The organism is Aeromicrobium sp. Root495 (assembly GCF_001426755.1).
Classification (GTDB): Bacteria; Actinomycetota; Actinomycetes; order Propionibacteriales; family Nocardioidaceae; genus Aeromicrobium.
The window spans coordinates 2344070-2367601 of the sequence record NZ_LMFJ01000001.1 but is presented as its reverse complement, the minus strand read 5'-3'; the positions used below and the strand labels follow the sequence as shown (position 1 = coordinate 2367601).

Here is a 23532-nt window from a genome sequence, read left to right as displayed (position 1 = left end):
AACCGTGGCGTAACTGACCCCGTGTGTGAGGCTGGCTACATGACGTCCGACCCCGTTGTCCCCGCCCGGCCGGCACTCGACGCCGACGCCCTGCGGACCGCCCTCGTGCGCGACGGGTCCCCGTGGTCCGAGCTCGTCGTGAGCGAGACGACCGGGAGCACCAACTCCGACGCCGCCGCGCTCGCGCGGGCCGGGGCGCCGTCGGGACTCGTGGTCACGACGGAGCACCAGACGGCCGGCCGGGGTCGGCTCGACCGTTCCTTCACGACGCCCGCTCGGTCGTGCGTGGTGGTCTCGGTGGTCCTACGACCGGAGAGCGTGCCGCCCCAGGCCTGGGTCTGGCTGCCGCTGCTCACCGGCCTCGCCGTGCGCGACACGGTGGCCGCCGTCGGGGTGGAGGCCGGGGTGAAGTGGCCCAACGACGTCCTGATCAGTGGCCGCAAGATCAGCGGCATCCTCCTCGAGCGGGTCGAGTCACCCGTCGGCCCCGCCGCGGTCCTCGGGATCGGCCTCAACGTCGACCTCACGACCGACGAGCTGCCGGTGCCCACGGCGACGTCCCTGCTGCTCGAGGGTGCGCACACACTGGACCGGGCGAAGGTCCTCCAGGTCCTGCTCGAGAAGATCGCCCGGCACTACGAGCCGTGGACGGCGACCGGCGGCGACCCTCGGAGCGGTCTGCAGTCGGAGTACCGGGCAGCCTGCGTGACGCTCGGCCAGGAGGTGCGCGTCGAGCTGCCCGACGGCTCCGACCTGATCGGTGAGGCCACCGACGTCGATGCCGACGGCCGTCTCGTCGTCGCCGGGCAGCACCTCAGCGCCGGCGACGTCACCCACGTCCGCCCCACTCATCCCCGCTGAGCGTGACGTCTCGGGGGTCAAAGGCGTCTTTTGACCCCGCGAACGTCACGCTCAGCGGAGCGCGAGGAGGGTGGCGGTGGCGGCTGCGAGGGCGCAGCAGACCACGGCCGGGCCGACGTCCTTCGGCTCGTCGCCCGCCCGCACGTGCGTCACGGCCGCTCCCACGGTCAGGGTCGCGAGGCACCCTGCGGCCAGGACGCCCAGCGGCGTCCACCACAGCCCGACGACGACACCCAGGACGCCGGCCAGCTCGAGGGCCCCGACGGCGCGGAAGCGGGGGAGCGGGACGCCGAGGCGTGCGGCGGCCTCGGGCATGGGTGGCCGGGCCAGCACCATGTCGAGGCCGGCCTTCGTGAAGACCGCCGCCGTGAGCAGTGCGACGGCCACCGCCGCGACGTTCAGGACAGCGCCACCATCTCGTGGAGGGTGTGACCGGTGAGGTGCTCGTCGAGCCCGTCGAGCGTGATCCGCAGGTCGTACGTGGAGTCGAACCGGAAGTAGCCGGGACGCCCGACGAGTCCGTGGACGATCGGCTTCACGAGCCGGCTCCGGACGACGGGCACGTCGTCGAGGAGGTCGTGCGCGTGCGAGATGCGATCGACGTCGAGCCGAAGGTCGAACTCTCCGGGCGCCGTGAGCTGGATCCACTCGGGGCGCGTGCGGTGGGCCGTGTCGTCGTACGGCATGGGTCCCTCGGCGAGCGTGAACTCGCCCGAGCTCAGCAGGATCTTGTCGTGACGGGCGATCATCGCGGCCGTCGTCATGTGCCGGTCCCACCGCTTCTGGGTGAGGACGGTGGCGAACAACATCGTGTAGTCGGGCGTGTAGAGGCGACCCCAGTGCCAGCGGTCGATGATGCGCGGCATCTGCCCGACGCCCCAGTTGTGGTCGTGGTAGCCGATGCCGGCGGCGTCGATCGTCTCGCCGTCGATGACCACCGTGCCGCTGACCCGGGCCCGCGGCCCCGGAACCACCCAGCCGAAGTGCTGCTTGGAGCCGTAGGTGGTCTGTCCCGTCCCCGGCATCCAGCTGGGCGTCTCGTTGGTGAAGGTCAGGTCGAAGACGACGCCGTCGCCCTCGAGGTGGACGAGGTGGACAGGAAGTCCCTCGGTCGGGTGCTCGGCGCGCAGGGTGTTGGGGCCGATGCGCACGTCGGCCGAGTCGGTGGAGAACGACGCCTGAGCCTTCGGGTAGGAGGCATTGATCTGGCGGCGCGAGCCGTCGGGGTAGTAGACGAGCATCTCGATCGACGGGTCGCACCCCGGGCGCTGCTCGGGGCGACGCTTGGTCAGGAAGCCGATGACGGTGTGGCCCGAGTCGAGGTGGGCGTCGACGTACCAGTGCTCGAAGGCAGCAGGATCCACGGCGTGCAGCGCGTTGTCGCGCGGCGTGACGGTCGTGAGCTCGCCGTCACGCAGGCCCGGGCCGTTCCAGGCGTCGACGATGGTCTTGTCCATGAGTGCTCTTCTCTTCGGGTCTTCGGGAGGGGAGGAAGCTACTTGCGCAGGCCGCTGGAGGCGTCGAACGCGGCCTTGCGTCCGTTCATCTGGGCCTCCAGCCAGTTGCGCCGGTGGCGGTCGACGACCTTGACGTGCAGCTGCTTGAGGCCGGGGAGGCGGCGCAGGATCTCGACCGTGTGCAGGAAGGGCAGGCGCAGCACGATGACGCCGAGGCCGAACGCGGCCGACGGCATGTCGTACATCCTGCGCGTGGGCGGAGCCATCCAGAGCGCGCAGTACGCCGCGTAGATGCGGTGGTTGTACCAGGCCCGCAGGCGGCGCAACCCCCGTTGGCCAGGCCTCGGTGCGAAGGCGGCCGGGAAGGACTCGATGAGCTCCTTGCCGGCGTCGCCCGCGTCGTACGTGCGGGCGGCGGTGGCCATGGCCAGCACCTGCAGCTGGTCGCGGATGGTGTGGGTGGCCCAGCGGGGCTGGACGCCGACGAGGTGGCCCATGTACCGGTTGAAGTGGATGAGGGCGCGCATCTCCGACGGCGTGGTGTGCACGCCGGCGAGCCACAGCGAGAGCGCAGGCGCCACGGCGCCGCCGATCTGTGTCATCTGCTCGTAGGTCTGGCTGATGGGCAGGCCGTAGGCGTCGTGGTCCCACTCGGGGTGCTCGCCCACGCGCTTGCGCACCGAGACGTGCATGACGCGCACGAGCATCGCCGTCGTGCGGGCCGACGAGCCGGGCTCCAGGATCTTGCCCGGCTCGGACATGTCGATCCAGAACTGCGACGTCTCCAGGAACCGGCGCAGGGCGTTGTCACCTGCGTACCCACCGGCGAGCGCCAAGGGCTTGGCCACGGCACCCTCGGTGTAGATCTCCAGGGTGATGGCGCCGGCGACGCTGAAGAGCATCGTTCCCCAGCGGCGCCAGACCTCGGCGCCCTTCTTCACGAGCTCGACGTCGACCCAGTCCGGGACGCTCTCGAACTCGGCGAAGAGCTCCTTCATGGAGTCGGGCGCGCCCTCCACGGCGTCGACACCCTCCTCGAGGGCCTGCATCAGCATCTGGCGGCCCTTCTTCGGTCCGATCTCGCCGAAGAAGACCTCGGCCACGAAGCGCTCCGCGACCGGGTCACCGGCGAAGAGGTCCTCGCACAGGAGCTGTGCCTTGTCGTCGTCGGGGAAGAGCTGGTGCCGGAAGACCTTCTTCGCGAGGCGCTCACGCTTCTTCCACGTCGGCGTCTCCTTGGCCTCCCAGTAGCCGAAGTGCGTCGGGCAGCGCACGCCGGCGGAGCTGAACGGCCCCTTGACGTCGTCGGTGCCAACCTCCGACGCGTTGGCCTCGGGGGTGGTGCTCACGGTCTCGGCAGTCATCGACTGTCTCCTCAGGTGGTCGGTCGAGCCGGTCAGGCGGGGGTGCGGAAGCGGAGCATCATGTCGTGGTCCTCGTGGTCGAGCACGTGGCAGTGCCAGACATATCCCTGGACGGGCTCGACGTGGGTGGAGCCGTCGGGCATGACGTGTCCCGTGGAGCGCGCCGTGGCTCCGTGCGGCATGAACGAGGCGTCGGGGTCGAAGCCCAGCTCGTCGGCCGTGGGCCAGCGGATGACCACGCGCGTGACGGTGTTCCCGTCGGTGCGGACGGTGTCCTTGCGGCCCTGCTCCCACGGTGGGGGCGTGACCGGGCTGCCCAGCAGGTACTTGTCCGGCGACGGCGCCCACTTGCTTCCGAACGGCGGCATGGGGTTGAGCAGCTGGTAGCCCAGGGTGTTGAGCGACTGCCGGTTCAGGATCCGGAACATGACCAGGTGGATGTGGATCGGGTGCGGGTCCTGCGTGACGTTGATGATGTTCCACTGCTCGGTCGTGCCCTGCTTCGGCATCTCGATGTCGTCGCTCTCGAAGCCCAGATTGTTGAGGCTCATGACGGCAGGCGGGATGCGGAGCTCGGTCTGCTGGAGGACCGTGACGTTGCGGACCTTCTGCGGCTTCGGCACGGGCGGCAGGAGCGCAGGCTGGTTGCGCCCGCCGCGCAGGCGCGTGGGCACGGCTCCGCGGAAGCCCCGGGAGCTCGTGGCCCTGAAGCGGCAGAACAACGGCATCGTGACCTCGCCGAGGATCGCTGCCTGGCCGGGAGGTGCCTCGTCGTTGCGCAGCTCCACGGTCTCGCCCGACGCGAGGCCGGAGAAGTCGACGAGGACGTCGAGTCGTTCTGCCGGCGCGAGGCGGACCTCGGTGGTGCGGGCGGGAGAGTTGAGCAGGCCGCCGTCGCTGCCGATGATCCAGAACGGCATGCGGTTGGAGAAGTGCAGGTTGAGGACGCTGTACGAGGCGGCATTGATGAGCCGGAAGCGGTAGAGGCCGCGGGCCACAGCCATCTGCGGCCACACGGCGCCGTTCACGACGCCGACGTCACCGACGGCTCCGCCCTCCCACTTCCCCTGGGGGACGATGGGCGTGGACCGGATGCTCTGTCGTCCGCCCGCCGTGAAGATCTTCTCCTGCAGCATGAGCGGCACCTCGTACTCCCCGGCCGGCAGTCCGAGCGGGTTGTCGGGTCGACCGGTGTCGAAGCGGTCGCGCAGGAGGTACATGGAGGCGAGGCCCGCGTAGACGTTCAGGCGGGTCGTGCCCATGGAGTGGTCGTGGTACCAGAGCGCCGCGGCTTCTTGCTGGTTCGGGAAGGTGTGGGTGTAGGACTCGCCGGGCACGAGGTAGTCGTGCGGGTGGCCGTCCTGCGAGGCGGGCGTCTCACCGCCGTGCATGTGGAGCACCGTGTGGGGCCTGGTCCGCTGGTCGGTGGTGGCGCCGTGGACCGACGTGTCGATGTCGTCGGCGAACGGGTGGGCACCCAGCTGGTTGCGGATCGTGAACCGGGTGGGGACGTCGCGGTGGTTCTCCACGATCGGGCCGAGGTAGCTGCGGCCGCCGTAGCCGAAGGCTGGGGACGGGTCCCAGTCCGGGTGGAAGCGGTGGGTGGTGGTCTTGGCGGCGATGTCGAACCGAGGTCCCGTGAGCACGGGGAGGCGTGGAAGCTCCTGACGGAACGGTGCGACGTCGGGGGAGTGGAAGATCAGCGGGCTCCTGAGCGGGAGGAGCCGCGAGAGGTTGGCGACGGCCGCGCCGGTGGAGGTCGCGCTCGCGGCCAGGCCGAGCGCCGAGGCCCCGCCGATGAGCGCGCGCCGTGAGACGGGTCGGGTCATGACGGGCTCCTTCGGGGTGGGGTTCGAGCAGGATCTGGTTCCGGACCATACCGTACGGTATGGTCCGGGGTGTGACAAGGCGCACACGTCCCTCCGTCGGCCCTCGGCTCCCCGCTGCAGTGCTCCTGGCGGTGCTGACGGCGACGCAGCTCGTGCCGCCGGGGCAGGCCGCGAGTGCCGCCTCGTGCACCGGGCGGCCGGTCCTGCTCGTGCATGACTTCGCCGGCACGTCGGCCACGCTCGCACCGGTGGCCGATGCGCTGCGGGCGGACCGCAGGTGCCCGGTGCTCGTCGACCATGGGGCCGGGGGACTGCTCGCCCTCGTCGGGCTGGGCGGTCTGGCCTCCCTCGACCAGAGCGCACCGCAGGTGGGTCTTGCCATCGACCGGACGGCGCAAGGTCGAAAGGGCCGCTCGGTCGACGTCGTGGCCTACGGTGCCGGCTCGCTCGCCACCCTGCGCACGCTGCAGGCGTCGGCTCTGCGGCGCGCTCGGGTCCACTCCTTCGTGGCGATCGGCGGCCTGTGGGACGGCACCAACCTCGCCGGTCTCGGGGGCCTGGACCGGCTGAGCCGTGACGTCGGCAGCTACGACACCGTGCTGGCGGTCGAGAAGCTCGTGCTCGATCCGGTGTGCGCCGTGTGCCGGGAGCTCATCAGCCACTCCGACTTCCTGAACGCTCTCCGGGCCCGCGGCCTCCGCACGCCGGGGATCCGTCGGGTCGACGTCGTGAGCACCGACGACGTGCTCGTGCAACCGTTCTCGAGCGGCGTCGCGCCGGGCTCGAGAGCCATCGTGGTGACCGGCGTCAACCACCTGCTGCTGCCCCGTTCGGCAGCAGTCACGCGGGCCGTCCGATCGGCGCTCACGCCCTGATCGCGTCTAGGCTGGACCCATGACCGAGCCGTCCACCACTCCGCGCGGACGGGGCCAGGCAGCCAGGCTCTCGCTCGACGACTGGACCGAGCGGGCCCTGGCGCTGCTGATGGACGAGGGCGTCGGAGCCGTCAAGATCTCGCGCCTGTGCCGAGAGCTCGACGTCACGAAGGGCAGCTTCTACTGGCACTTCAGCGACCTCGATGCCCTGCAGGAGGCCGTCGCCGAGCGCTGGTGCACCCAGACGAGGGAGCTCCTGCAGCAGCTCGCGGGCCTGAGTGACCTGCCACCGGCCGAACGGCTGCGCTCCATGACGATGCGGCTCGTCGACGACCGCTCGTGGAGCGTCGAGCGTGCCCTGCGCGACTGGGCCCGCACCGATGCCAAGGTGGCCGAGGTCATCGCCGAGAGCGACCAGTTCGTCTTCGGCCTCGTGCGCTCGGCCCTCGAGGACCTGGGCTACGAGCCTGCCACCGCACGCATGCGGGCGGGCCTGCTCGTCTACGCCGGGATCGGCTTCGCGCACGGGCAGAGCGCCCTGCCCAAGCCCAGCGCCGAGGACATCGACGACCTGCTCGACTTCATCGCCGGCGACGCCCTCAACCGCGCCTGACCGCACTCGGCTCAAAGCTGGAGGACCGCAAGAACTCTTCGCGGTTTTCTGAGCGCAGAAGGACCCGGCTCCGGACTGTCTGGTCAGTCCTTCGGCTGTGAGACCAGGCTGACGGTGTAGACGCCGATCTTGGTCCCGCCGTCAGGCGCGTCAGCAGGAACCTCGATGGTCGATGTTCCGCCGGCTGCAGCAGACTCCTCATGCGCTCGCTGTGTCGCGAGTGCTTCGGCTGGCGATGAGGGTGCCTTCTCGTCGTCGCCGAGCACGACTGCGCTGTCTGCGTAGCCGAACTTCCCGTTGTCGGCGTAGACCGCGACGAGATCAGGGGTCGCTTCTTCGTTCAGCGGAACAGGGCCGAAGGTCCGTCCGTCGGGGGTGGTCCCGCTAGCGACAGGATCGACATGCGGCTCGTCTGCCTGGGTGCTGCCGGGGTCTGTCTGCGTCGTGGTCGGCGCTGAGCCTGCGGACGCCGACCCGACCGCGAATCCGCCAGACACGGCACCAACGAGTGCGAGTGCGAGGGCGGCGACGGTGATCTTTGAATTGGCCATGGCTGATCTCCTCATACCTGGTCTACCAGCTCTGATAGGGGCTGTAGCTGACGTAGTCCGTCGTGATGTATCCATCGCCGTCCCAGGCTCGTCCGGCAGCCCTGGAACGAACCGAGCCGTGGCAGCGGTTCTCGTCGTCCCATACGTAGGCCCCGACGTCGTACCCGCTGCCCACCGAGCCGTTGTAGAGCCAGCCCGTGGATTCGCAGGCGGTTCCGTTCGAGTGGACGAGAGTCGACCTGATGCCAAGAAACCCAGCGGGGCGCGGATGCTGGGTGTCGCACCCAGAGTTCCGGCGGACAAAGTTGTAACCGCGGCCTTGTGCTGAGCTGCCGGACGTAGCGACGTGAGCGCGCTGGTAGTCGCAGATGGTGGTTCCATCCTTGGTGAACTTCGCGAATCGATAGCTCGCGCTGTAGGCGGTTCCAGCTACCGCACCAGCAGCAAACATCGCGAGGAGGCTGGCCGCCAGCGCCGAGACGATCATGGCCCTTGTCTTTCCGGATGACTGGACCCATGGCTACCGCCTTGAAGTCGAAGAATTCGGTACAGTCGACTGTATCGGAAGCAGCGGATGAAGACCAGGGCTAGCTCCGACGCGTGATGGGTTCAAACCGTAGGCCGCCCACGCAGACGAGTCAGTGGGTAGGCCGGCGTCTACCGGTAGGTGGTGCACACGAGGAGCTGTGCCGCTCGTGGATGATCGTCTGCGGCCGACGTTGGCTCGGATGCGGTCTGTCCTGCGCAGATTCGCAGGTTCAGCGGTAGTTGACGAACTGGACGGCGAAGTCCAGGTCGGCGCCCTTCACGAGGGTCTGGACGGCCTGGAGGTCGTCGCGGCTCTTGCTCGTGACGCGGAGCTCGTCGCCCTGGATCTGGACCTTGACGCCCTTGGGGCCCTCGTCGCGGATGATCTTGGAGACCTTCTTGGCCTGCTCCTGGCTGATGCCGTCGGAGAAGGTGCTGGAGATCTTGACCTCCTTGCCCGACTGGCGGGGCTCACCCTCGTCGAGCGCCTTGAGCGAGATGCCGCGCTTGATGAGCTTGTCCTTGAAGACGTCGAGCACGGCGAGGGCGCGCTCGTCGGCGTTGGCGGAGATCTCCACGCCGGTCTCGCCGCTCCACTCGATGGAGGCGCCGGTGTTCTTGAAGTCGTAGCGCTGCGAGATCTCCTTGGCCGCGTTGTTGAGGGCGTTGTCAGCCTCCTGGCGGTCGAACTTGCTGACGATGTCGAACGACGAGTCGGCCACGGCTAGCTCCTGCAAAAGTCGGCGGGGATCTGGTTTCGTCCAGCCTAGTGGCCTGCGCTAGGCTTTCTCCTCGTTGCCCACCGCGTGGGCACGACCCCCGGCAGGTTGCCCGAGTGGCCAAAGGGATCTGACTGTAAATCAGACGGCAACGCCTTCAGAGGTTCGAATCCTCTACCTGCCACGGGAATCGCGAAGGACCTCGACCGCCCACGGCGGCCGAGGTCCTTCGTCGTCCGGGCCCTGCCCGATCGTCGCGACGCGAAGCCGGAGGGGGACGGTTGGGGCGAGCGCACGTGGGCACCTCCGGACCATGACGGGGACGGTGCGGATCGGCATCTCGGGGTGGACCTACCCGCCGTGGCGCGGGGTCTTCTACCCCAAGGGCTTGCGTCAGAAGGACGAGCTCGAGCACGCCGCCGAGCGGATGACGAGCATCGAGGTCAACGGCTCGTTCTACTCCCTGCAGCGTCCCGAGAGCTACCGTTCGTGGGCCGAGCGGACGCCCGAGGGCTTCGTGCTCGCGCTCAAGGGTGGACGGTTCATCACGCACATGAAGAAGCTGGCCGACGTGGAGACCCCGCTGGCCAACTTCTTCGCGTCGGGGCCGCTCGCGCTGGGGGACCGGATGGGGCCGGTGCTGTGGCAGCTGCCGCCGACCCTGGGCCTCGACGAGGAGCGCCTCTCCGCGTTCTTCGACCTCCTGCCCCGGACGACGCAGGAGGCCGCAGCGCTGGCGACCCGCCACGACGAACGGCTCGAGGGCCGCTCGTGGGTCCAGGCGGTGGCCGACCGTCCCATCCGCCACGCGATCGAGGTGAGGCACGACAGCTTCCTGGCTCCGGGCTTCCTGGACCTGCTCCGCCGCCACGACGTCGCGGTGGTGGTGGCGGACACCGCCGGGAGGTGGCCCCTCATCCGCGAGGTGACGAGCGACTTCGTCTACGTGCGCCTTCACGGCGACACCGAGCTCTACGCGAGCGGCTACTCCGAGGAGGCCCTCGACTCGTGGGCCGTGACCATCCGGGCGTGGGCGGAGGGTGGGGCCGACGTCTACACGTACTTCGACAACGACACCAAGGTGCGGGCACCCTTCGACGCGATGGGCCTCATCGAGCGGCTGGCCGACCTCGGCCCCGCACTTCCCGGGCGGTCGACGGGTCACACCAGCGTGAGCTGAAACGTGGTGGTGGACCCTTCGTGCAGGTCCTCCGCCGAGCGCACGGCCTTCTTGACCGGAAGCACGAAGGACTTCTCCTCCTTGGACGGGAAGATCGAGGTGGACCACTCGGTGGCGCCCACGCGCACGGCCACCTTGACGGCGCCGAAGCCCCCGGTCATGCCCGCGGTGGCGTCGTCGATCTCGTCGGAGACGTCGTGGGGGAGGGTGACGAAGAACCACGAGCCCTCGCGCCAGCGCCAGAGCCGGGCGTCGAACGTGAACGTCATGGCCCCATCGAACCGCAAGGGACCGACGCATACTGGTCCGTGTGATCGAGAAGACGATGCTGGACGCCCCGGACGGTCCCGCCGAGGCCTGGGTCGCTCGCCCCGACGACGGTCCGCATCCCGGGGTGCTGTTCTTCGTGGACGCCATCGGGCTCAGGCCGCAGATCGCGTCCATGATGGAGCGCGTCGCGAGCTGGGGCCACGTGGTCCTGGCGCCGCACGTCTTCTACCGGGAAGGCACGGCCGAGCAGCTCGCGCCCACGGACGACCTGCGCCGACCGGCGGCCCGTGAGGCGTTCTTCCACGAGGCGATGCCCCGCATCCGGTCCCTCACGCCCGACCTGAGCGAGCCCGACGCGCTGGTCTGGCTCGACGCCCTCGCCCGGCTGGCTCCGGGCCCGGTCGGTGTCATCGGCTACTGCATGGGCGCCAGGCTCGCGCTGCGCGTGGCCGGGCAGGCCCCGGACGTGGTGGCGGCGGTCGGCGGCTTCCACGGCGGCGGTCTGGTCACCGATGTCCCGGACAGCCCGCACCTCGCCCTCAGGTCGGCTCGGGCCGAGCTCGTCCTGCTCCACGCCGACGCCGACCCGTCCATGCCGGCCGAGGCCGTGGCTGAGCTCGGGTCGGTCATCGAGCAGGCCGGTCTGGTCGCGACCAACGAGGTCGTCCCCGGCGCCCCGCACGGCTACACGATGGAGGACACCTCGTCGTGGGACGCGGCTGCGGCCGAACGGCACTACGCGGCGCTGCAGGACCTGTTCCGGAGAGGGCTCGGCCGCGCTACGGGCTGACCGACAGGAAGATGAAGGCCGCGAAGAGCACGAGGTGCACGCCGCCCTGGAGCGGCTTGGAGCGGCCCGTCACGACGGTGAGGGTGGAGACGAGCACCGACGTGGTGAGCAGCACGATCTGGACCGGCTCCAGTCCCAGCGACAGCGGCGTGTCGATCCAGATGCTGGCCACCGCGAGCGCCGGGATGGTGAGGCCGATCGACGCCATGGCGGAGCCGTAGGCGAGGTTCAGGCTGATCTGCACCCGCTCGCCGGCGGCGTTGCGCGTGGCCGCGATGGACTCGGGGAGCAGCACGAGCAGCGCGATGATGACGCCCACGAACGACTGTGGTGCGCCGACCGCCTCGACGGCTTCCTCGATGGCACCCGAGGCGACCTTGGCCAGGCCGACGACGCTCACGAGGGCGACGACGAGGAGCGCGAGGCTCACGAGGGTGGCCCGGTCGGACGGCGGGTCCGCGTGGCCGTCGCCGTCGACGTCGAGCACGCGGCCGTCCGCAGCCACGGGGAGGAAGAAGTCACGGTGCCGGACGGTCTGGGTGAAGACGAAGAGCACGTAGAGGGAGAGCGAGGCCACCGCTGCGAAGGCCAGCTGGTTGTCGGTGAACTCGCGGTTGTCGGCGCTCGTGGTGAAGGTGGGCAGGACGAGGCAGAGGGCCGCGAGGGCCACCACGGTGGCGAGCGCGGCGCCGGTCCCCTCGGGGTTGAACACCGCGAACCGGTGCTTGAGCGCGCTCACCAGCAGCGAGAGGCCGGCGATGCCGTTGATCGTGATCATGACGGCCGCGAAGACCGTGTCACGGGCGAGCTCCGACGTCCCCTCGCCACCTCCGGCCATGAGGCTCAGGATCAGGCCGACCTCGATCACGGTGACCGCCACGGCCAGGATCAGGGAGCCGTAGGGCTCTCCCACCCGGTGGGCCACGATCTCGGCGTGGTGCACCGCGGCCAGCACCGACGCGACGAGCAGCAGGGCCACGACCGCGAGGACGGCGCCGTCGGGGTAGCTGCCCCAGGTGAGGGCCAGCACCACCAGGGCCGTGATGGGTGCGCCGATCGTCCAACGGGTGCGGTCGAGCAGGATCGAGAGCGCGGCCATGGCCTCACCCTACGGAACGGTGCCCCAGCGGAGGTCCGGCGCTCTGTGCGTGAGATCAGTGGTCGGGATGCGGCACGGCACGCAGCTGCGGCCGTCCGGCGGGATGCGCCCGGCCGGTGGTGTCGTGCAGGAAGGCCTTGGCGACGGCGAGCAGCTCGCCGATCCGCGGATGGGCGACGTCGTAGCGCACCTCGTCGCCGGAGCGTCGCGCCGTGACGGCTCCATGACGGCGCAGGACCGAGAGCTGCTGCGCCAGGGCCGTGGCGTCGAAGGAGGACTGCTCGGCCAGGTCGTCGATCGTCGCGCCGTCGGCGCCGGCGTCGACGAGCACCTCCAGCACCCTGATGCGCACGGGGTGGGCCAACGCCTTGAACAGGTTGGCCTTGATCGCGTACAGCGGCGCGTCGGGTCCGAGCGGTTCGAAGTCCATGGTCACAAGTGATCGCTCCTTCCCGGACACAGTAGGACGAGCCGAGCAGGTCTGCAGCCCAAGCAGTCAGGTCACCCTCATCCGGGCACTAGGCTGGCGCCGTGGTCTACGACGCGCTCTTCCGTCATGTGCTCTCCCGGATGGACCCTGAGGTCGCCCACGAGCAGGCCTTCCAGGCGATCCGCCTCGGCGGTCCGGCAGCGGGTCTCGTGCTCCCTCGAGCCTCTGCGCCGCGCACGGTCATGGGCGTCGAGTTCCCCCACGCCTTCGGCCTGGCCGCGGGGTTCGACAAGAACGCTCGCGCCGTCCCCGGCCTGCTCGGCCTCGGCTTCGGGCACGTCGAGATCGGCACGGTCACGGCCCGGGCGCAGCCCGGCAACCCCCGTCCCCGGCTGGCCCGCCTCGTCGAGGACCGTGCCGTGGTCAACCGGATGGGCTTCAACAACGACGGCGCGGCCCAGGTGGCTGCCCGTCTCCACCGCCTGCGCCGGCGGTCCGGCGGCGACGCGGCCGTCGTGGGCGTCAACATCGGCAAGACCAAGACCACGCCCCTCGAGGGCGCCGTCGCCGACTACGTCGAGAGCGCCCGCCTCCTCACGCCGTACGCGAGCTACCTCGTGGTCAACGTGTCGAGCCCCAACACGCCCGGTCTCCGCGACCTCCAGTCGGTCGATGCGTTGCGCCCGATCCTCGCCGCGGTCAAGGACGTCGCCGATCGCTCCTCCCACGTGCACGGCCGCCCGGCCGGCGTCCCGCTGGTCGTGAAGATCGCTCCCGACCTCGCCGACGACGACGTGCTCGCCGTCGCCGATCTCGCGCTCGAGCTGGGCCTCGACGGCATCAGCGCCACCAACACCACGATCGCCCGACCGGACTCGCTGCGGAGCGAGCGAGGCGTCGTCGACGCGGCCGGCGCCGGCGGCCTCTCCGGCCCGATCCTCAAGGCCCGGGCCACGGCCGTCCTGGAGCTCCTGCGGGGCCACGTGGGCGACCGGCTCGCGCTCGTCGGTGTGGGTGGTGTGACCACCGAGGACGACGTCCGCGACCGGCTCGCGGCAGGCGCCGACCTCGTCCAGGCCTACACCGCATTCATCTACGAGGGGCCGCTGTGGCCCCGTCGGATGGCCTCTGCGGCCTGACCTGACGAGGGGTGCCGACCCCGATTTCTGATACCGACGCGGACCTTGTAGTCTTGGCTGTCGGCTTGCCCCCTTAGCTCAGTCGGCAGAGCGTTTCCATGGTAAGGAAAAGGTCGTCGGTTCGATTCCGACAGGGGGCTCTGGTGACGAGGAGACTCGGAGCCTTTGCGGCTGGGTAGCTCAGGTGGTTAGAGCACACGACTCATAATCGTGGTGTCGCGGGTTCGAGTCCCGCCCCAGCTACCGCAAGTAGCCAGAAGCACGACCCCGAGCACACACCACGTAGTACAGACAGAGGCAGACAGATGGCGAGCAAGAGCTCCGACGTTCGACCCAAGATCACCTTGGCTTGCACTGAGTGCAAGGAGCGCAACTACATCACCAAGAAGAACCGTCGTAACGATCCCGATCGTCTCGACCTCAAGAAGTACTGCCCGCGTTGCAAGACGCACCAGACGCACCGCGAGACGCGCTGACCCAGCGGTACCGCACGACGACCCCCGAGAGCCTCGGCTCCGGGGGTCTTCGGCTTTCCCGGGCAGCTCCGGTCCCGGCGCCAGCCGGCGGATAGGGTCGTCGTATGGACCTGGCCGACCTCACCACCCTGCGGCTCGGTGGCCCCGCCCGCTCGGTGCTGGAGGTCCGCACCGAGGCCGAGCTCGTCGACGCCGTCCGTGTGGTCGACGAGGCCGGCGACCCCCTCCTGGTGGTGGGCGGCGGCAGCAACCTCGTGGTCTCCGACGACGGCTTCGACGGCACGGTCGTCCGGGTCATGACCCGCGGCATCGCGGTCGACGCCGATGCCTGCAGCGGCGCCAGCATCACCGTGCAGGCCGGTGAGCCCTGGGACGACGTCGTGGCCCGGGCGGTGGCCGAGGGCTGGGTGGGCGTCGAGGCGCTGTCGGGCATCCCGGGATCCACCGGGGCCACCCCGGTCCAGAACGTCGGTGCCTACGGCCAGGACGTGGGACAGACCGTCGTCACCGTGCGCGTCTTCGACCGCTACGAGCGCAAGGTCCGCAGCGTCCATCACTCCGCCTGCGACTTCTCGTACCGGAACAGCCTGTTCAAGAAGGCGGCCCCGCGCTACGTCGTCCTCACCGTCACGTTCCAGCTGCGGCTGGGCGACCTCGGTGCGCCTGTGGCCTACGCCGAGCTGGCTCGGGCCCTGGGCGTCGAGGTGGGGGAGCGGGCGCCGCTGGCCGACGTCCGCGCGGCCGTGCTCGCGCTGCGGGGCGGCAAGGGCATGGTGCTCGACGCCGCCGACCACGACACCTGGAGCGCCGGCTCCTTCTTCACCAACCCGGTGCTCGAGGCGGGTGCGGCCGAGCGACTCCCGGAGGGAGCGCCGCGGTTCGTCCAGCCCGACGGCACGGTGAAGTCCAGCGCGGCCTGGCTCATCCAGCACGCCGGCTTCGAGCGTGGGCACGGCGACGGACCTGCTCGGCTGTCGAGCAAGCACACCCTGGCCCTCACCAATCGCGGCTCGGCCACCACCGAGGACCTGCTTCACCTGGCGCGGGAGATCCGCGACGGCGTGCAGGAGCGGTTCGGCGTCGAGCTGGTGCCGGAGCCGGTGCTGGTGGGCGTCAGCCTCTGAGCCGGCTCAGTACTCGTCGTCGTAGAACGACGGGTCGGCGAACGCCATGATGATGAAGAAGGCGATGAGTGCGACCCCCAGGACGAGCAGGGCCGTGCCGATGATGCCGAGCACCTTGCCCGCCATGGCCTCGCTGCGACCGCTCTGACCTCCCGCCGACGCGTCGATGTCGCGGATGGCCCGTGAGCCCATGAACCACGCGAACGGCGCCACCAGGATGGGAAGCACGCACAGGAAGCCGCCGGCGATGCCCACGATGCCCAGCACCATGGCCGTGGTGGCGTTGGGGTGCTTGGGCGGGACGTAGCCGTAGGAGCTGGGGGCGTGCCCGTCGGTGGGGTAGGCGCCGGGCGGCGGCTGGACCCCCGGCGGCGGCTGGAAGGCGGGCTGCGGCGGCGGCCAGGCACCCGGCGGCGGTGGCGGCGGTGGCGGCGTGGGGCCGTTGGCGTCCTCGGGCTGCTCGGGCCCGGTTCCGGGATAGGTGGGGTACTCAGGCACGTCAGGCTCCGATCAGGGTGGTGGACGAGGTGCCGACGACCGTGGCCCCCACGGCGAGGAGGCCGAGGAGGGCGACGGCCGCCAGGAGGCCGAGGACGAGCATGGCGGTGCCGACGATGCCGAGGATGCGGCCGGCGTTGACCTCGCCGCGGCCGTCGAGGAGTCCGGGGTCGGCGTCGATCTCGCGCAGGACCCGGGTGCCCATGAACCACGCGATGGGCGCCAGGACACCGCACAGCACGATCCCGAGGATGCCGAGGACGAGCACCGTGGTGGCGTCCGGGTGTCGCGGCGCGCGCGACCAGCCGGGCGGGGGCGTCGTCATGGAAGTCAGCCTTTCACAGGTCGGTGACAGGCGTGCCGGATCCGACCGGCGTCGTCGCGAGCCAGTCGCCGATGGCGCTTCGCGCCGAGGCCTTGAGGTGGTCGGGGGCGCACGAGGCTCGCACGGACATCTCCGCCAGCTGGGCCAGCTCGGCGTCGCTGAGGTCCTGGGCGGCCCGCAGCACGTTGTACTGCCCGGCGAGGCGGGAGCCGAAGAGGAGCGGGTCGTCGGCGCCGAGCGCCACGTCGACGCCGGCGGCGACCAGCTGGCGCACCGGGACCTCGTCGAACGTGCCGTACACCCCGAGCGCGACGTTGGAGGTGGGGCAGACCTCGAGTGCCACGCCGCGGCGGGCCACCTCGTCGAGGACGGCCGGGTCCTCGACGGACCGCACCCCGTGGCCCAGCCGCGTGGGGTGGAGGTGGTCCAGACAGGTCTTCACGTGGGCGGGTCCGCGCAGCTCGCCGCCGTGCGGCACGAGGGCCAGACCGGCCCGCTCGGCGATGCCGAAGGCGTGGGCGAAGGCGTCGGTGTCGCCGCGTCGCTCGTCGTTGGAGAGGCCGAACCCCGTGACGCCGCGTCCGGCGTACTGCGCCGCGAGCCGCGCCAGCGTGCGGGCGTCGAGCGGGTGGCGGGTGCGGTTGGCGGCCACGATGGTGGTCATGCCCAGCCCGGTGCGCTCCGAGGCGTCCCGCACCGCGTCGATGACGAGGTCGGTGAAGGCCGTGATGCCACCGAACCGCGCGCCGTAGCCGGACGGGTCGACCTGGATCTCGGTCCAGACACACCCGTCGCGCACGTCGTCCTCGGCCGCCTCGAGCACGAGGCGCCGGACGTCGTCCTCGGTGCGGAGCACGGACCGGGCGACGTCGTAGAGGCGCTGGAACCGGAACCAGCCCTTCTCGTCGGTGGCCACGAGCTGGGGCGGCCACTCGTCGGTGAGGGCGGCCGGCAGGTGGATGCCGTCACGCTCGGCCAGCTCCAGGAGCGTGCCGTGTCGCATGGAGCCGGTGAAGTGCAGGTGCAGGTGGGCCTTGGGGAGCTCGGTGATGGTGCGCCCGTGCGTGGTGTCGTCGCGCCGTGTCACACGAGCACCTCGTCAAGCCGGGACATGACACCGCCGGACTCGAGGGCGGCCTTCGTGCGCTCGATGGTGCGACGCGTGGGCAGGACCTCCCACGCCATGGCCGGGACCGACACCACCGCGATGACGAGCAGCGGCCACAGGCCGAAGTCGAGCACGAACGAGGCCACGATGCCCACCAGGATGGGGGCCTCCACGACGGCGAACCGGATCATGGAGGCCACGCGGTAGCGCTCCAGCGAGATCTCGGCGGCGTCGGGAGCCTCGGCGGGCGTCAGGGCGGGCACGCGGAAGCCGAGCCGCTCGGCCAGGACGACGCCGAGCACGGCGACGGCGAGCAGACCCAGCACGACGGGGACCGGCGGCACGTCGTCGGTGTCGAGAGGGAGCACGAAGGCGAGCGCCACGACGACGATCACGGGGCCGGTCGTCAGGCTGAGCCCGAGGATGCGCAGCTGGTTGAGGGGGCCCGAGGGTGACGTCGCCGACATGACGCCACGCTACCGGCCCGACGTCGCTCCTCCCGGGGCCGGTCCGGACGGCGACGAGGTGAGGAGGTGGCGATTAGGTGGGGCCCCGGCCCACCCCGTACACTGGTGGATCGGTGGAATCTCACGCTGGTTCGTCATGCCCGGAGACGGGTGTCCGGACGCGTGCCCGTTCCTCCGGACGGCACTAGCTCAACTGGTAGAGCATCGGTCTCCAAAACCGAAGGTTGGGGGTTCAAGTCCCTCGTGCCGTGCAGACCGAAGCTGAACCGACGAAGGGGAACCCCGTGAGCGACCGCCACGAGCTGTCCGGCACGTCCGGACGGACGTCGCCGATCACGTTCTACCGACAGGTGATCGCCGAGCTGCGCAAGGTGGTCTGGCCCACCCGTCCGCAGGTCGTCAACTACTTCTTCGTCGTGCTGGTGTTCGTGCTGATCATGATGGCGATCGTCGCCGGGCTGGACTACGGGTTCGGCAAGGCGATGTTCGCGATCTTCGCGTGAGTGAAGGAATGCAGTGACCCAAGAGTTTGACGAGACCGTGCAGGACCAGGTCGAGGACGTCCCCACCGAGGTGGAGGACACCCCGGTCGAGGCCGAGGACCCCGCCGACGAGGCCCTGGTCGCCGATGGCGACGAGGACACCGACGACGTGGCCGAGACGGCGCTCGAGGCTGACGCCGCGGGCACCGACGACGACGTCGCCGAGGACGCTGCTGACGAGCCCGCCGAGGAGGAGGGCCCTGTCGACCTGCTCGCGGAGTTCAAGGAGCGCCTCTACAGCCAGTTCGGCGACTGGTACGTCGTCCACACGTACTCCGGCATGGAGAAGCGGGTGAAGTCGAACCTGGAGAACCGGGTCACCTCGCTCAACGCCGAGGACTACATCTTCGAGGTCGTCGTGCCCACCGAGGAGGTCGCCGAGATCAAGAACGGTCAGCGCAAGCTCGTCAAGCGCACCGTCCTGCCCGGCTACGTCCTGGTCCGCATGGACCTCACCGACGAGTCGTGGGGCGTCGTGCGCCACACGCCGTCCGTCACCGGGTTCGTGGGCAACTCCCACCAGCCGGTGCCCCTCAGTCTCGCCGAGGTCGAGAGCATGCTCGCCCCGGCGGTGGAGGCCGAGGTCGCCCAGACGGCGACCGACGCCCCCGAGTCTCAGCAGGCGAAGGCCCCCAAGGTCGAGTTCGCCGACTTCGTGGCGGGTGACTCCGTCATGGTCGTCGACGGACCGTTCGCCACGCTGCACGCGACCATCACGGAGATCAACGTCGACGCCCAGCGCGTCAAGGCGCTCGTCGAGATCTTCGGTCGTGAGACCCCGGTGGAGCTCAGCTTCACCCAGATCCAGAAGGTCTGACCGCGCAGCGGTCGGACAGCATCACCAAAAAAAGGACCCGAAGAAATGCCTCCCAAGAAGAAGGTCGCAGCTGTCGTCAAGGTGCAGCTGCAGGCCGGTGCGGCCAACCCGGCCCCGCCCGTCGGTACCGCGCTCGGCCCGCACGGCGTCAACATCATGGAGTTCTGCAAGGCGTACAACGCCGCCACAGAGGCCATGCGTGGAAACGTCATCCCGGTCGAGATCACGATCTACGAAGATCGTTCGTTCACGTTCATCACCAAGACCCCGCCGGCTGCTGAGCTCATCAAGAAGGCTGCCGGCCTGAGCAAGGGCTCCGCGACCCCGCACACCGACAAGGTCGGCAAGATCACCGCCGACCAGGTCCGCGAGATCGCCACCACCAAGCTGCCCGACCTCAACGCCAACGACATCGACTCCGCGTCGAAGATCGTCGCCGGCACCGCCCGCTCCATGGGCATCACGGTCGAAGGCTGACCACACACACCACCCGTCACCGTGGGAGAGCTCGCTGAGCTCGCAGACCACACCTGGCAGAAGAGAGAGAAGCCATGGCAAAGCACAGCAAGGCGTACCGCGCGGTCGCCGAGAAGATCGACAAGAACAGCCTCTACACCCCCCTCCAGGCCGCCACGCTGGCCAAGGAGAGCGGCTCCAAGAACTACGACTCCACCGTCGACGTCTCGGTCCGTCTGGGTGTCGACCCCCGCAAGGCCGACCAGATGGTGCGCGGCACCGTCAACCTCCCGCACGGCACTGGCAAGACCTCCCGGGTCCTGGTCTTCGCCACCGGCGCCAACGCCGACGCCGCCCGTGAGGCCGGCGCCGACTTCGTGGGATCGGACGACCTCGTCGAGAAGATCAACGAGGGCTGGCTCGACTTCGACGCCGTCGTCGCCACGCCCGACATGATGGGCAAGGTCGGCCGTCTCGGTCGCGTCCTCGGCCCGCGCAACCTGATGCCCAACCCCAAGACGGGCACCGTCACCACCGACGTCGCCAAGGCGGTCGGCGACATCAAGGGCGGCAAGATCGAGTTCCGCGTCGATCGTCACGCCAACCTGCAGTTCGTGATCGGCAAGGCGTCCTTCGGCGCCGAGCAGCTCGCCGAGAACTACGGTGCGGCCATCGACGAGATCCAGCGGCTCAAGCCGGCCAGCTCCAAGGGCCGCTACGTCCGCAAGATCACCGTCTCCACGACGAACGGTCCCGGCGTGCCGGTCGACCCGTCGCGGACGCGCAACTACGCCAACGACGACGAGGCCTGAGCCTCACCGTCCGCAGCACCCACGCAGGCCCGCACCGACTCGGTGCGGGCCTGCGTGCGTCCGGCGGCAGTCGTGCCGACCGTCTCGTCGCCTATGCTCGGGGCATGCGACGACACACCACATGGCGTGCCCTCGGGGCGCTGGCACTGACCGCGACGCTGGTCCTCTCGGGCTGCGGCGACAAGAAGGACGACTCGGCCAAGGGTTCCGACACGTCCTCCGGCGACACGTCCGCCGTGGGCGAGGACGCGGGCGCCGACCTCACGAAGGACACCTTCTTCACCGAGGTGGGCAAGGCGCAGGCCAAGGCGGGCTCGAGCCACGTGGTCATGACCACCTCGCTCGCCGGCCAGGACATCAAGGCCGAGGGCGACCTGCTCGTGGGCACCACGCCCGAGAAGACCGCGCTGTCCATGACGATGGAGCTCGGCTCGCAGGGCAGCATGGAGCTGCGCCTGGTCGAGAGCGTGATGTACCTGAACTTCGGCCCCGTCACGCAGAACAAGTTCGCCAAGGTCGACCTCAAGGACAAGAGCAACCCCCTCTCGCAGCAGTACGGCAGCCTCGTCGAGAACTTCGACCCCGCCGCCCAGGCCGACGCCTACAAGGACGCCGTCAAGTCGGTCACCAAAAAGGGCGACACGCAGAAGATCGACGGCGTGGAGACCCAGCCGTACGTGATCGTCGTCGACGCGAGCAAGGTGGCCGGCGCCTCGGCCGGCGCAGCCAAGCTTCCCGACGACCTGACCCTCACGATGTACCTCGGCGAGGACAACCTGCCGCGCAAGGTCGACAGCACCATCACCGCGAGCGGCACCACGGTGAAGACCTCGATGCTCTACAGCAAGTGGGGCGAGAAGGTCGACGTGAAGGCGCCGCCCGCCTCGGAGATCACCGACAAGGACCCGCTCGCGAGCCTCTCCGGCTCCGCCGGCTGACCCTTCGGCACCCACGTCCTGGGCCAGGTCCCGTCCCCCGATTTGGTCGGGCGGCGGGGCCTGGCCTAGACTCGTCCTGCCGAAGACCGCTGGTTCGACGCCCCGGGCAACCGGAGCATCGCGAAGTGCCCGACAGGGCGGCCCGCGCAGGATGATCTTTCTATGGTCGGTTCGTGAGAACCTCCCGTCGACTTCATGCCCTGCGCTGGAGTCCGGTTCGAGGCATGACCATCATGAAGGAGACCCATGGCAAACCCGGACAAGGTGGCAGCCGTCGCCGAGCTCGTGGAGAACTTCCGCGAGTCCAACGGCGCCGTCCTCACCGAGTACCGCGGTCTCACCGTCAAGCAGCTGCAGGACCTGCGGCGAGCCCTGGGTGAGAGCGCGAGCTATGCCGTCGCCAAGAACACGCTGACCAAGATCGCTGCCAAGGAAGCCGGCATCGAACTTTCCGAGGACCTCCTCACCGGCCCCACCGCCATCGCCTTCATCACGGGCGACGTCGTCGAGGCCGCGAAGGGTCTGCGTGACTTTGCGAAGGCCAACCCCTCCCTCGTGCTGAAGGGCGGCTTCCTCGACGGGAAGCAGCTCGACGCCGGGGAGATCAACAAGCTGGCGGACCTCGAGTCCCGCGAGGTCCTCCTCGCGAAGCTCGCAGGCGCGATGAAGGGAAGCCTTCAGAACGCTGTGTCCCTCTTCCAGGCCCCCCTCGCCCAGACGGCCCGCCTCGTGGCGGCCCTCGAGGCGAAGAAGGCAGAAGAGACGCCCGCCGAGCCCGCAGCCGAGGCCCCGGCCGACGCTGCACCAGAAGCCGAGGCACCCGCCGAGGCCGACATCGAGAGCTCTGCAGCCGAGGCACCCGCCGACGCTGCCGAGACGACCGAGGGCTGAACCGCCCGATCACCCATCGGGACCCCGCCCTCGGGGTCTCAAACAGGAAGGACGCCACCATGGCGAAGCTCAGCACTGACGAGCTGTTGGATGCATTCAAGGAACTGACCCTCATCGAGCTCTCCGAGTTCGTGAAGGCCTTCGAGGAGACCTTCGAGGTCACCGCTGCTGCCCCGGTCGCCGTCGCGGCTGCCGGTGCCCCGGCTGCCGGCGGCGACGCCGGTGCCGACGCCGCCGAGCAGGACGAGTTCGACGTCGTCCTCGAGGCTGCCGGCGACAAGAAGATCCAGGTCATCAAGGAGGTCCGCGGACTCACGAGTCTGGGCCTCAAGGAGGCCAAGGACCTCGTCGAGGGCGCGCCCAAGCCCGTCCTCGAGAAGGTCAACAAGGAGACTGCCGAGAAGGCCAAGGAGTCCCTCGAGGCTGCCGGCGCCACGATCACCCTCAAGTGATCTCAGGCTGATCCAGCACCACCGCGACGCCCGTCCCCGCTCTGCGGGGGCGGGCGTCGTCGTTCCCGCGGGTGACACTGATGCGTGCCAGATCAGGATCCTCCGCTTGGTCACCGCACGCGACATCCGTGATGTAACGTGTCGCAGGTCTCGCGGTTACCCGCGAGTCACCTGGAGGGGTCCGGCACGTAACCAACGACGCTCTGCGTCGTTAGAACAGTGTCTCGGGTCACACAGGGGGAGTGGATCCTTTACGGTAGGGGCGTCGGTCGAGCAGTCGGCCGCACTTGGAGCAAGGAGGGACCGATCGTGGGTACTGAGGTCGTCGTCGAGGGTCTGACGAAGAGTTTCGGAAGCTCCCTCATCTGGAAGGACGTCTCGCTGACGCTCCCGGCCGGTGAGATCTCCGTGATGCTGGGTCCCTCGGGAACCGGCAAGTCGGTGTTCCTCAAGACCTTGATCGGTCTGCTGAAGCCCGACGAGGGCCACATCTGGATCCAGGGCGTCGACATCGCGACGTGCAAGGAGAAGGACCTCTACGAGATCCGCAAGCTGTTCGGGGTGCTGTTCCAGGACGGCGCCATGTTCGGCTCCATGGACCTCTACGACAACGTCGCGTTCCCGCTGCGTGAGCACACCAAGAAGTCCGAGTCCGAGATCCGTCAGATCGTGATGGACAAGATGGAGCTCGTGGGTCTGGCCGGCGCGGAGAACAAGCTCCCCGGTGAGATCTCCGGAGGCATGCGCAAGCGCGCAGGCCTGGCCCGTGCCCTCGTCCTCGATCCCGAGATCCTCCTGATCGACGAGCCCGACTCCGGCCTGGACCCGGTCCGCACGTCGTACATCAACCAGCTCTTCATCGACCTGAACGCCCAGATCGACGCCACGTTCCTCATCGTCACCCACGACATCAACTCCACC

At 69.5% G+C, this 23532-nt stretch carries 30 protein-coding genes and 4 tRNA genes; 20 read left to right on the top strand and 14 right to left on the bottom strand.

Features of this window, described 5'->3' with window-relative positions; all coding sequences use genetic code 11:
• Positions 1-39 precede the first annotated feature (39 nt).
• The gene (locus ASD11_RS11820) at positions 40-861 is read left to right on the top strand and encodes a biotin--[acetyl-CoA-carboxylase] ligase (protein WP_056287370.1); all 822 of its coding nucleotides are present in this window, start codon (positions 40-42) and stop codon (positions 859-861) included.
• A 51-nt stretch (positions 862-912) separates the two neighbouring features.
• Here ASD11_RS11820 and ASD11_RS11815 read toward each other — a convergent pair whose 3' ends face one another.
• Genes ASD11_RS11815 through ASD11_RS11800 form a run of 4 tightly spaced genes read right to left on the bottom strand, consistent with a single transcriptional unit; the run spans position 913 to position 5511 of the window.
• Positions 913-1248: a DoxX family protein gene (locus ASD11_RS11815; RefSeq protein ID WP_200940126.1), complete on the bottom strand. Its 336-nt coding sequence runs from the start codon at positions 1246-1248 to the stop codon at positions 913-915.
• Between the two features lie 11 nt (positions 1249-1259).
• Positions 1260-2318, bottom strand: coding sequence for a hypothetical protein (locus tag ASD11_RS11810; protein WP_056287368.1), 1059 nt, complete (start codon positions 2316-2318; stop codon positions 1260-1262).
• 38 nt (positions 2319-2356) lie between these two features.
• Positions 2357-3682: an oxygenase MpaB family protein gene (locus ASD11_RS11805; RefSeq protein WP_235503309.1), complete on the bottom strand. Its 1326-nt coding sequence runs from the start codon at positions 3680-3682 to the stop codon at positions 2357-2359.
• Positions 3683-3714: 32 nt separating this feature from the next.
• Entirely contained in the window at positions 3715-5511 is a 1797-nt protein-coding gene (locus ASD11_RS11800) for a multicopper oxidase family protein (protein WP_056287366.1), read from the bottom strand.
• A 71-nt stretch (positions 5512-5582) separates the two neighbouring features.
• Here ASD11_RS11800 and ASD11_RS11795 point away from each other — a divergent pair, with 71 nt between their 5' ends.
• Complete coding sequence (locus ASD11_RS11795) at positions 5583-6386, top strand: esterase/lipase family protein (protein ID WP_156464698.1); 804 nt, start codon at positions 5583-5585, stop codon at positions 6384-6386.
• Positions 6387-6405: 19 nt separating this feature from the next.
• Positions 6406-6999 carry a TetR/AcrR family transcriptional regulator gene (locus tag ASD11_RS11790; protein WP_056287359.1) on the top strand — a complete coding sequence of 198 codons (594 nt, stop codon included), beginning with the start codon at positions 6406-6408 and terminating at the stop codon, positions 6997-6999.
• A gap of 83 nt (positions 7000-7082) precedes the next feature.
• Here ASD11_RS11790 and ASD11_RS18165 read toward each other — a convergent pair whose 3' ends face one another.
• The 3 genes from ASD11_RS18165 to ASD11_RS11780 all read right to left on the bottom strand — a co-directional run bounded on the left by ASD11_RS18165 (position 7083) and on the right by ASD11_RS11780 (position 8800).
• Entirely contained in the window at positions 7083-7550 is a 468-nt protein-coding gene (locus ASD11_RS18165) for a hypothetical protein (protein WP_156464697.1), read from the bottom strand.
• Positions 7551-7572: 22 nt separating this feature from the next.
• Positions 7573-8037, bottom strand: coding sequence for a hypothetical protein (locus ASD11_RS11785; protein ID WP_056287355.1), 465 nt, complete (start codon positions 8035-8037; stop codon positions 7573-7575).
• 271 nt (positions 8038-8308) lie between these two features.
• Complete coding sequence (locus ASD11_RS11780; protein WP_056287354.1) at positions 8309-8800, bottom strand: YajQ family cyclic di-GMP-binding protein; 492 nt, start codon at positions 8798-8800, stop codon at positions 8309-8311.
• A gap of 99 nt (positions 8801-8899) precedes the next feature.
• Here ASD11_RS11780 and ASD11_RS11775 point away from each other — a divergent pair.
• Together ASD11_RS11775 and ASD11_RS11770 are read left to right on the top strand one after the other, a co-directional pair.
• Positions 8900-8981, top strand: a tRNA-Tyr gene (locus ASD11_RS11775).
• Between the two features lie 129 nt (positions 8982-9110).
• Positions 9111-9977 carry a DUF72 domain-containing protein gene (locus tag ASD11_RS11770; RefSeq protein WP_056287353.1) on the top strand — a complete coding sequence of 289 codons (867 nt, stop codon included), beginning with the start codon at positions 9111-9113 and terminating at the stop codon, positions 9975-9977.
• On the opposite strand, the gene ASD11_RS11765 is transcribed toward ASD11_RS11770, so the two are convergent.
• The gene (locus ASD11_RS11765) at positions 9959-10246 is read right to left on the bottom strand and encodes a DUF1905 domain-containing protein (protein WP_056287351.1); all 288 of its coding nucleotides are present in this window, start codon (positions 10244-10246) and stop codon (positions 9959-9961) included. The genes ASD11_RS11770 and ASD11_RS11765 overlap by 19 nt on opposite strands.
• A gap of 41 nt (positions 10247-10287) precedes the next feature.
• Here ASD11_RS11765 and ASD11_RS11760 point away from each other — a divergent pair, with 41 nt between their 5' ends.
• Entirely contained in the window at positions 10288-11037 is a 750-nt protein-coding gene (locus tag ASD11_RS11760; protein WP_235503308.1) for a dienelactone hydrolase family protein, read from the top strand.
• Here ASD11_RS11760 and ASD11_RS11755 read toward each other — a convergent pair.
• Positions 11027-12136, bottom strand: coding sequence for a calcium:proton antiporter (locus ASD11_RS11755; protein ID WP_056287349.1), 1110 nt, complete (start codon positions 12134-12136; stop codon positions 11027-11029). The genes ASD11_RS11760 and ASD11_RS11755 overlap by 11 nt on opposite strands.
• A 55-nt stretch (positions 12137-12191) precedes the next feature.
• Positions 12192-12467, bottom strand: coding sequence for a helix-turn-helix domain-containing protein (locus ASD11_RS11750; RefSeq protein ID WP_442854198.1), 276 nt, complete (start codon positions 12465-12467; stop codon positions 12192-12194).
• A 200-nt stretch (positions 12468-12667) separates the two neighbouring features.
• Between ASD11_RS11750 and ASD11_RS11745 the strand changes: the two genes are divergently transcribed.
• From ASD11_RS11745 to ASD11_RS11725, 5 genes are all read left to right on the top strand, one after another.
• Positions 12668-13705, top strand: coding sequence for a quinone-dependent dihydroorotate dehydrogenase (locus ASD11_RS11745; protein ID WP_235503307.1), 1038 nt, complete (start codon positions 12668-12670; stop codon positions 13703-13705).
• A gap of 67 nt (positions 13706-13772) precedes the next feature.
• Positions 13773-13845, top strand: a tRNA-Thr gene (locus tag ASD11_RS11740).
• Positions 13846-13874: 29 nt separating this feature from the next.
• Positions 13875-13948 (top strand) — tRNA-Met (locus tag ASD11_RS11735).
• Between the two features lie 62 nt (positions 13949-14010).
• Positions 14011-14181 (top strand): 50S ribosomal protein L33, encoded by a 171-nt coding sequence (rpmG, locus tag ASD11_RS11730; protein WP_056287348.1) that lies wholly within the window; start codon positions 14011-14013, stop codon positions 14179-14181.
• 104 nt (positions 14182-14285) lie between these two features.
• Positions 14286-15305, top strand: a complete 1020-nt coding sequence (locus tag ASD11_RS11725) for a UDP-N-acetylmuramate dehydrogenase (protein ID WP_056287345.1) — start codon at positions 14286-14288, stop codon at positions 15303-15305.
• Between the two features lie 6 nt (positions 15306-15311).
• Here ASD11_RS11725 and ASD11_RS18160 read toward each other — a convergent pair whose 3' ends face one another.
• From ASD11_RS18160 to ASD11_RS11705, 4 genes are read right to left on the bottom strand one after another with little or no spacing between them, the layout of a single operon-like run.
• Positions 15312-15803, bottom strand: a complete 492-nt coding sequence (locus ASD11_RS18160; protein ID WP_056287344.1) for a DUF4190 domain-containing protein — start codon at positions 15801-15803, stop codon at positions 15312-15314.
• Between the two features lies 1 nt (position 15804).
• Positions 15805-16128 (bottom strand): DUF4190 domain-containing protein, encoded by a 324-nt coding sequence (locus ASD11_RS11715; RefSeq protein WP_056287342.1) that lies wholly within the window; start codon positions 16126-16128, stop codon positions 15805-15807.
• A 13-nt stretch (positions 16129-16141) separates the two neighbouring features.
• Positions 16142-17215 (bottom strand): adenosine deaminase, encoded by a 1074-nt coding sequence (locus tag ASD11_RS11710; RefSeq protein WP_082554316.1) that lies wholly within the window; start codon positions 17213-17215, stop codon positions 16142-16144.
• The gene (locus ASD11_RS11705; RefSeq protein ID WP_056287341.1) at positions 17212-17703 is read right to left on the bottom strand and encodes a hypothetical protein; all 492 of its coding nucleotides are present in this window, start codon (positions 17701-17703) and stop codon (positions 17212-17214) included. The genes ASD11_RS11710 and ASD11_RS11705 overlap by 4 nt, the downstream gene beginning before the upstream one ends.
• Positions 17704-17881: 178 nt before the next feature.
• On the opposite strand from ASD11_RS11705, the gene ASD11_RS11700 reads away from it, so the two are divergent.
• From ASD11_RS11700 to ASD11_RS18530, 9 genes are all read left to right on the top strand, one after another.
• Positions 17882-17954: transfer RNA gene (locus ASD11_RS11700), tRNA-Trp, on the top strand.
• 33 nt (positions 17955-17987) lie between these two features.
• A complete protein-coding gene (gene secE / locus ASD11_RS11695) occupies positions 17988-18206 on the top strand; it encodes a preprotein translocase subunit SecE (RefSeq protein ID WP_056288800.1) in 219 nt (72 codons plus the stop codon).
• A 13-nt stretch (positions 18207-18219) separates the two neighbouring features.
• Complete coding sequence (gene nusG, locus ASD11_RS11690) at positions 18220-19062, top strand: transcription termination/antitermination protein NusG (RefSeq protein ID WP_082554315.1); 843 nt, start codon at positions 18220-18222, stop codon at positions 19060-19062.
• Positions 19063-19107: 45 nt separating this feature from the next.
• Positions 19108-19539: a 50S ribosomal protein L11 gene (rplK, locus tag ASD11_RS11685; RefSeq protein ID WP_056287340.1), complete on the top strand. Its 432-nt coding sequence runs from the start codon at positions 19108-19110 to the stop codon at positions 19537-19539.
• Positions 19540-19613: 74 nt separating this feature from the next.
• Positions 19614-20330, top strand: coding sequence for a 50S ribosomal protein L1 (gene rplA / locus ASD11_RS11680; protein ID WP_056287339.1), 717 nt, complete (start codon positions 19614-19616; stop codon positions 20328-20330).
• 104 nt (positions 20331-20434) lie between these two features.
• Complete coding sequence (locus tag ASD11_RS11675; protein ID WP_056287336.1) at positions 20435-21268, top strand: hypothetical protein; 834 nt, start codon at positions 20435-20437, stop codon at positions 21266-21268.
• A 246-nt stretch (positions 21269-21514) separates the two neighbouring features.
• Complete coding sequence (gene rplJ, locus ASD11_RS11670) at positions 21515-22159, top strand: 50S ribosomal protein L10 (protein WP_056287334.1); 645 nt, start codon at positions 21515-21517, stop codon at positions 22157-22159.
• Between the two features lie 59 nt (positions 22160-22218).
• On the top strand, positions 22219-22611 hold the full coding sequence (gene rplL / locus ASD11_RS11665) for a 50S ribosomal protein L7/L12 (RefSeq protein ID WP_056287332.1): 393 nt from the start codon (positions 22219-22221) through the stop codon (positions 22609-22611).
• 309 nt (positions 22612-22920) lie between these two features.
• Positions 22921-23532, top strand: a 612-nt coding sequence (locus ASD11_RS18530) for an ABC transporter ATP-binding protein (protein WP_200940125.1), incomplete at its 3' end; no start/stop codon positions are given.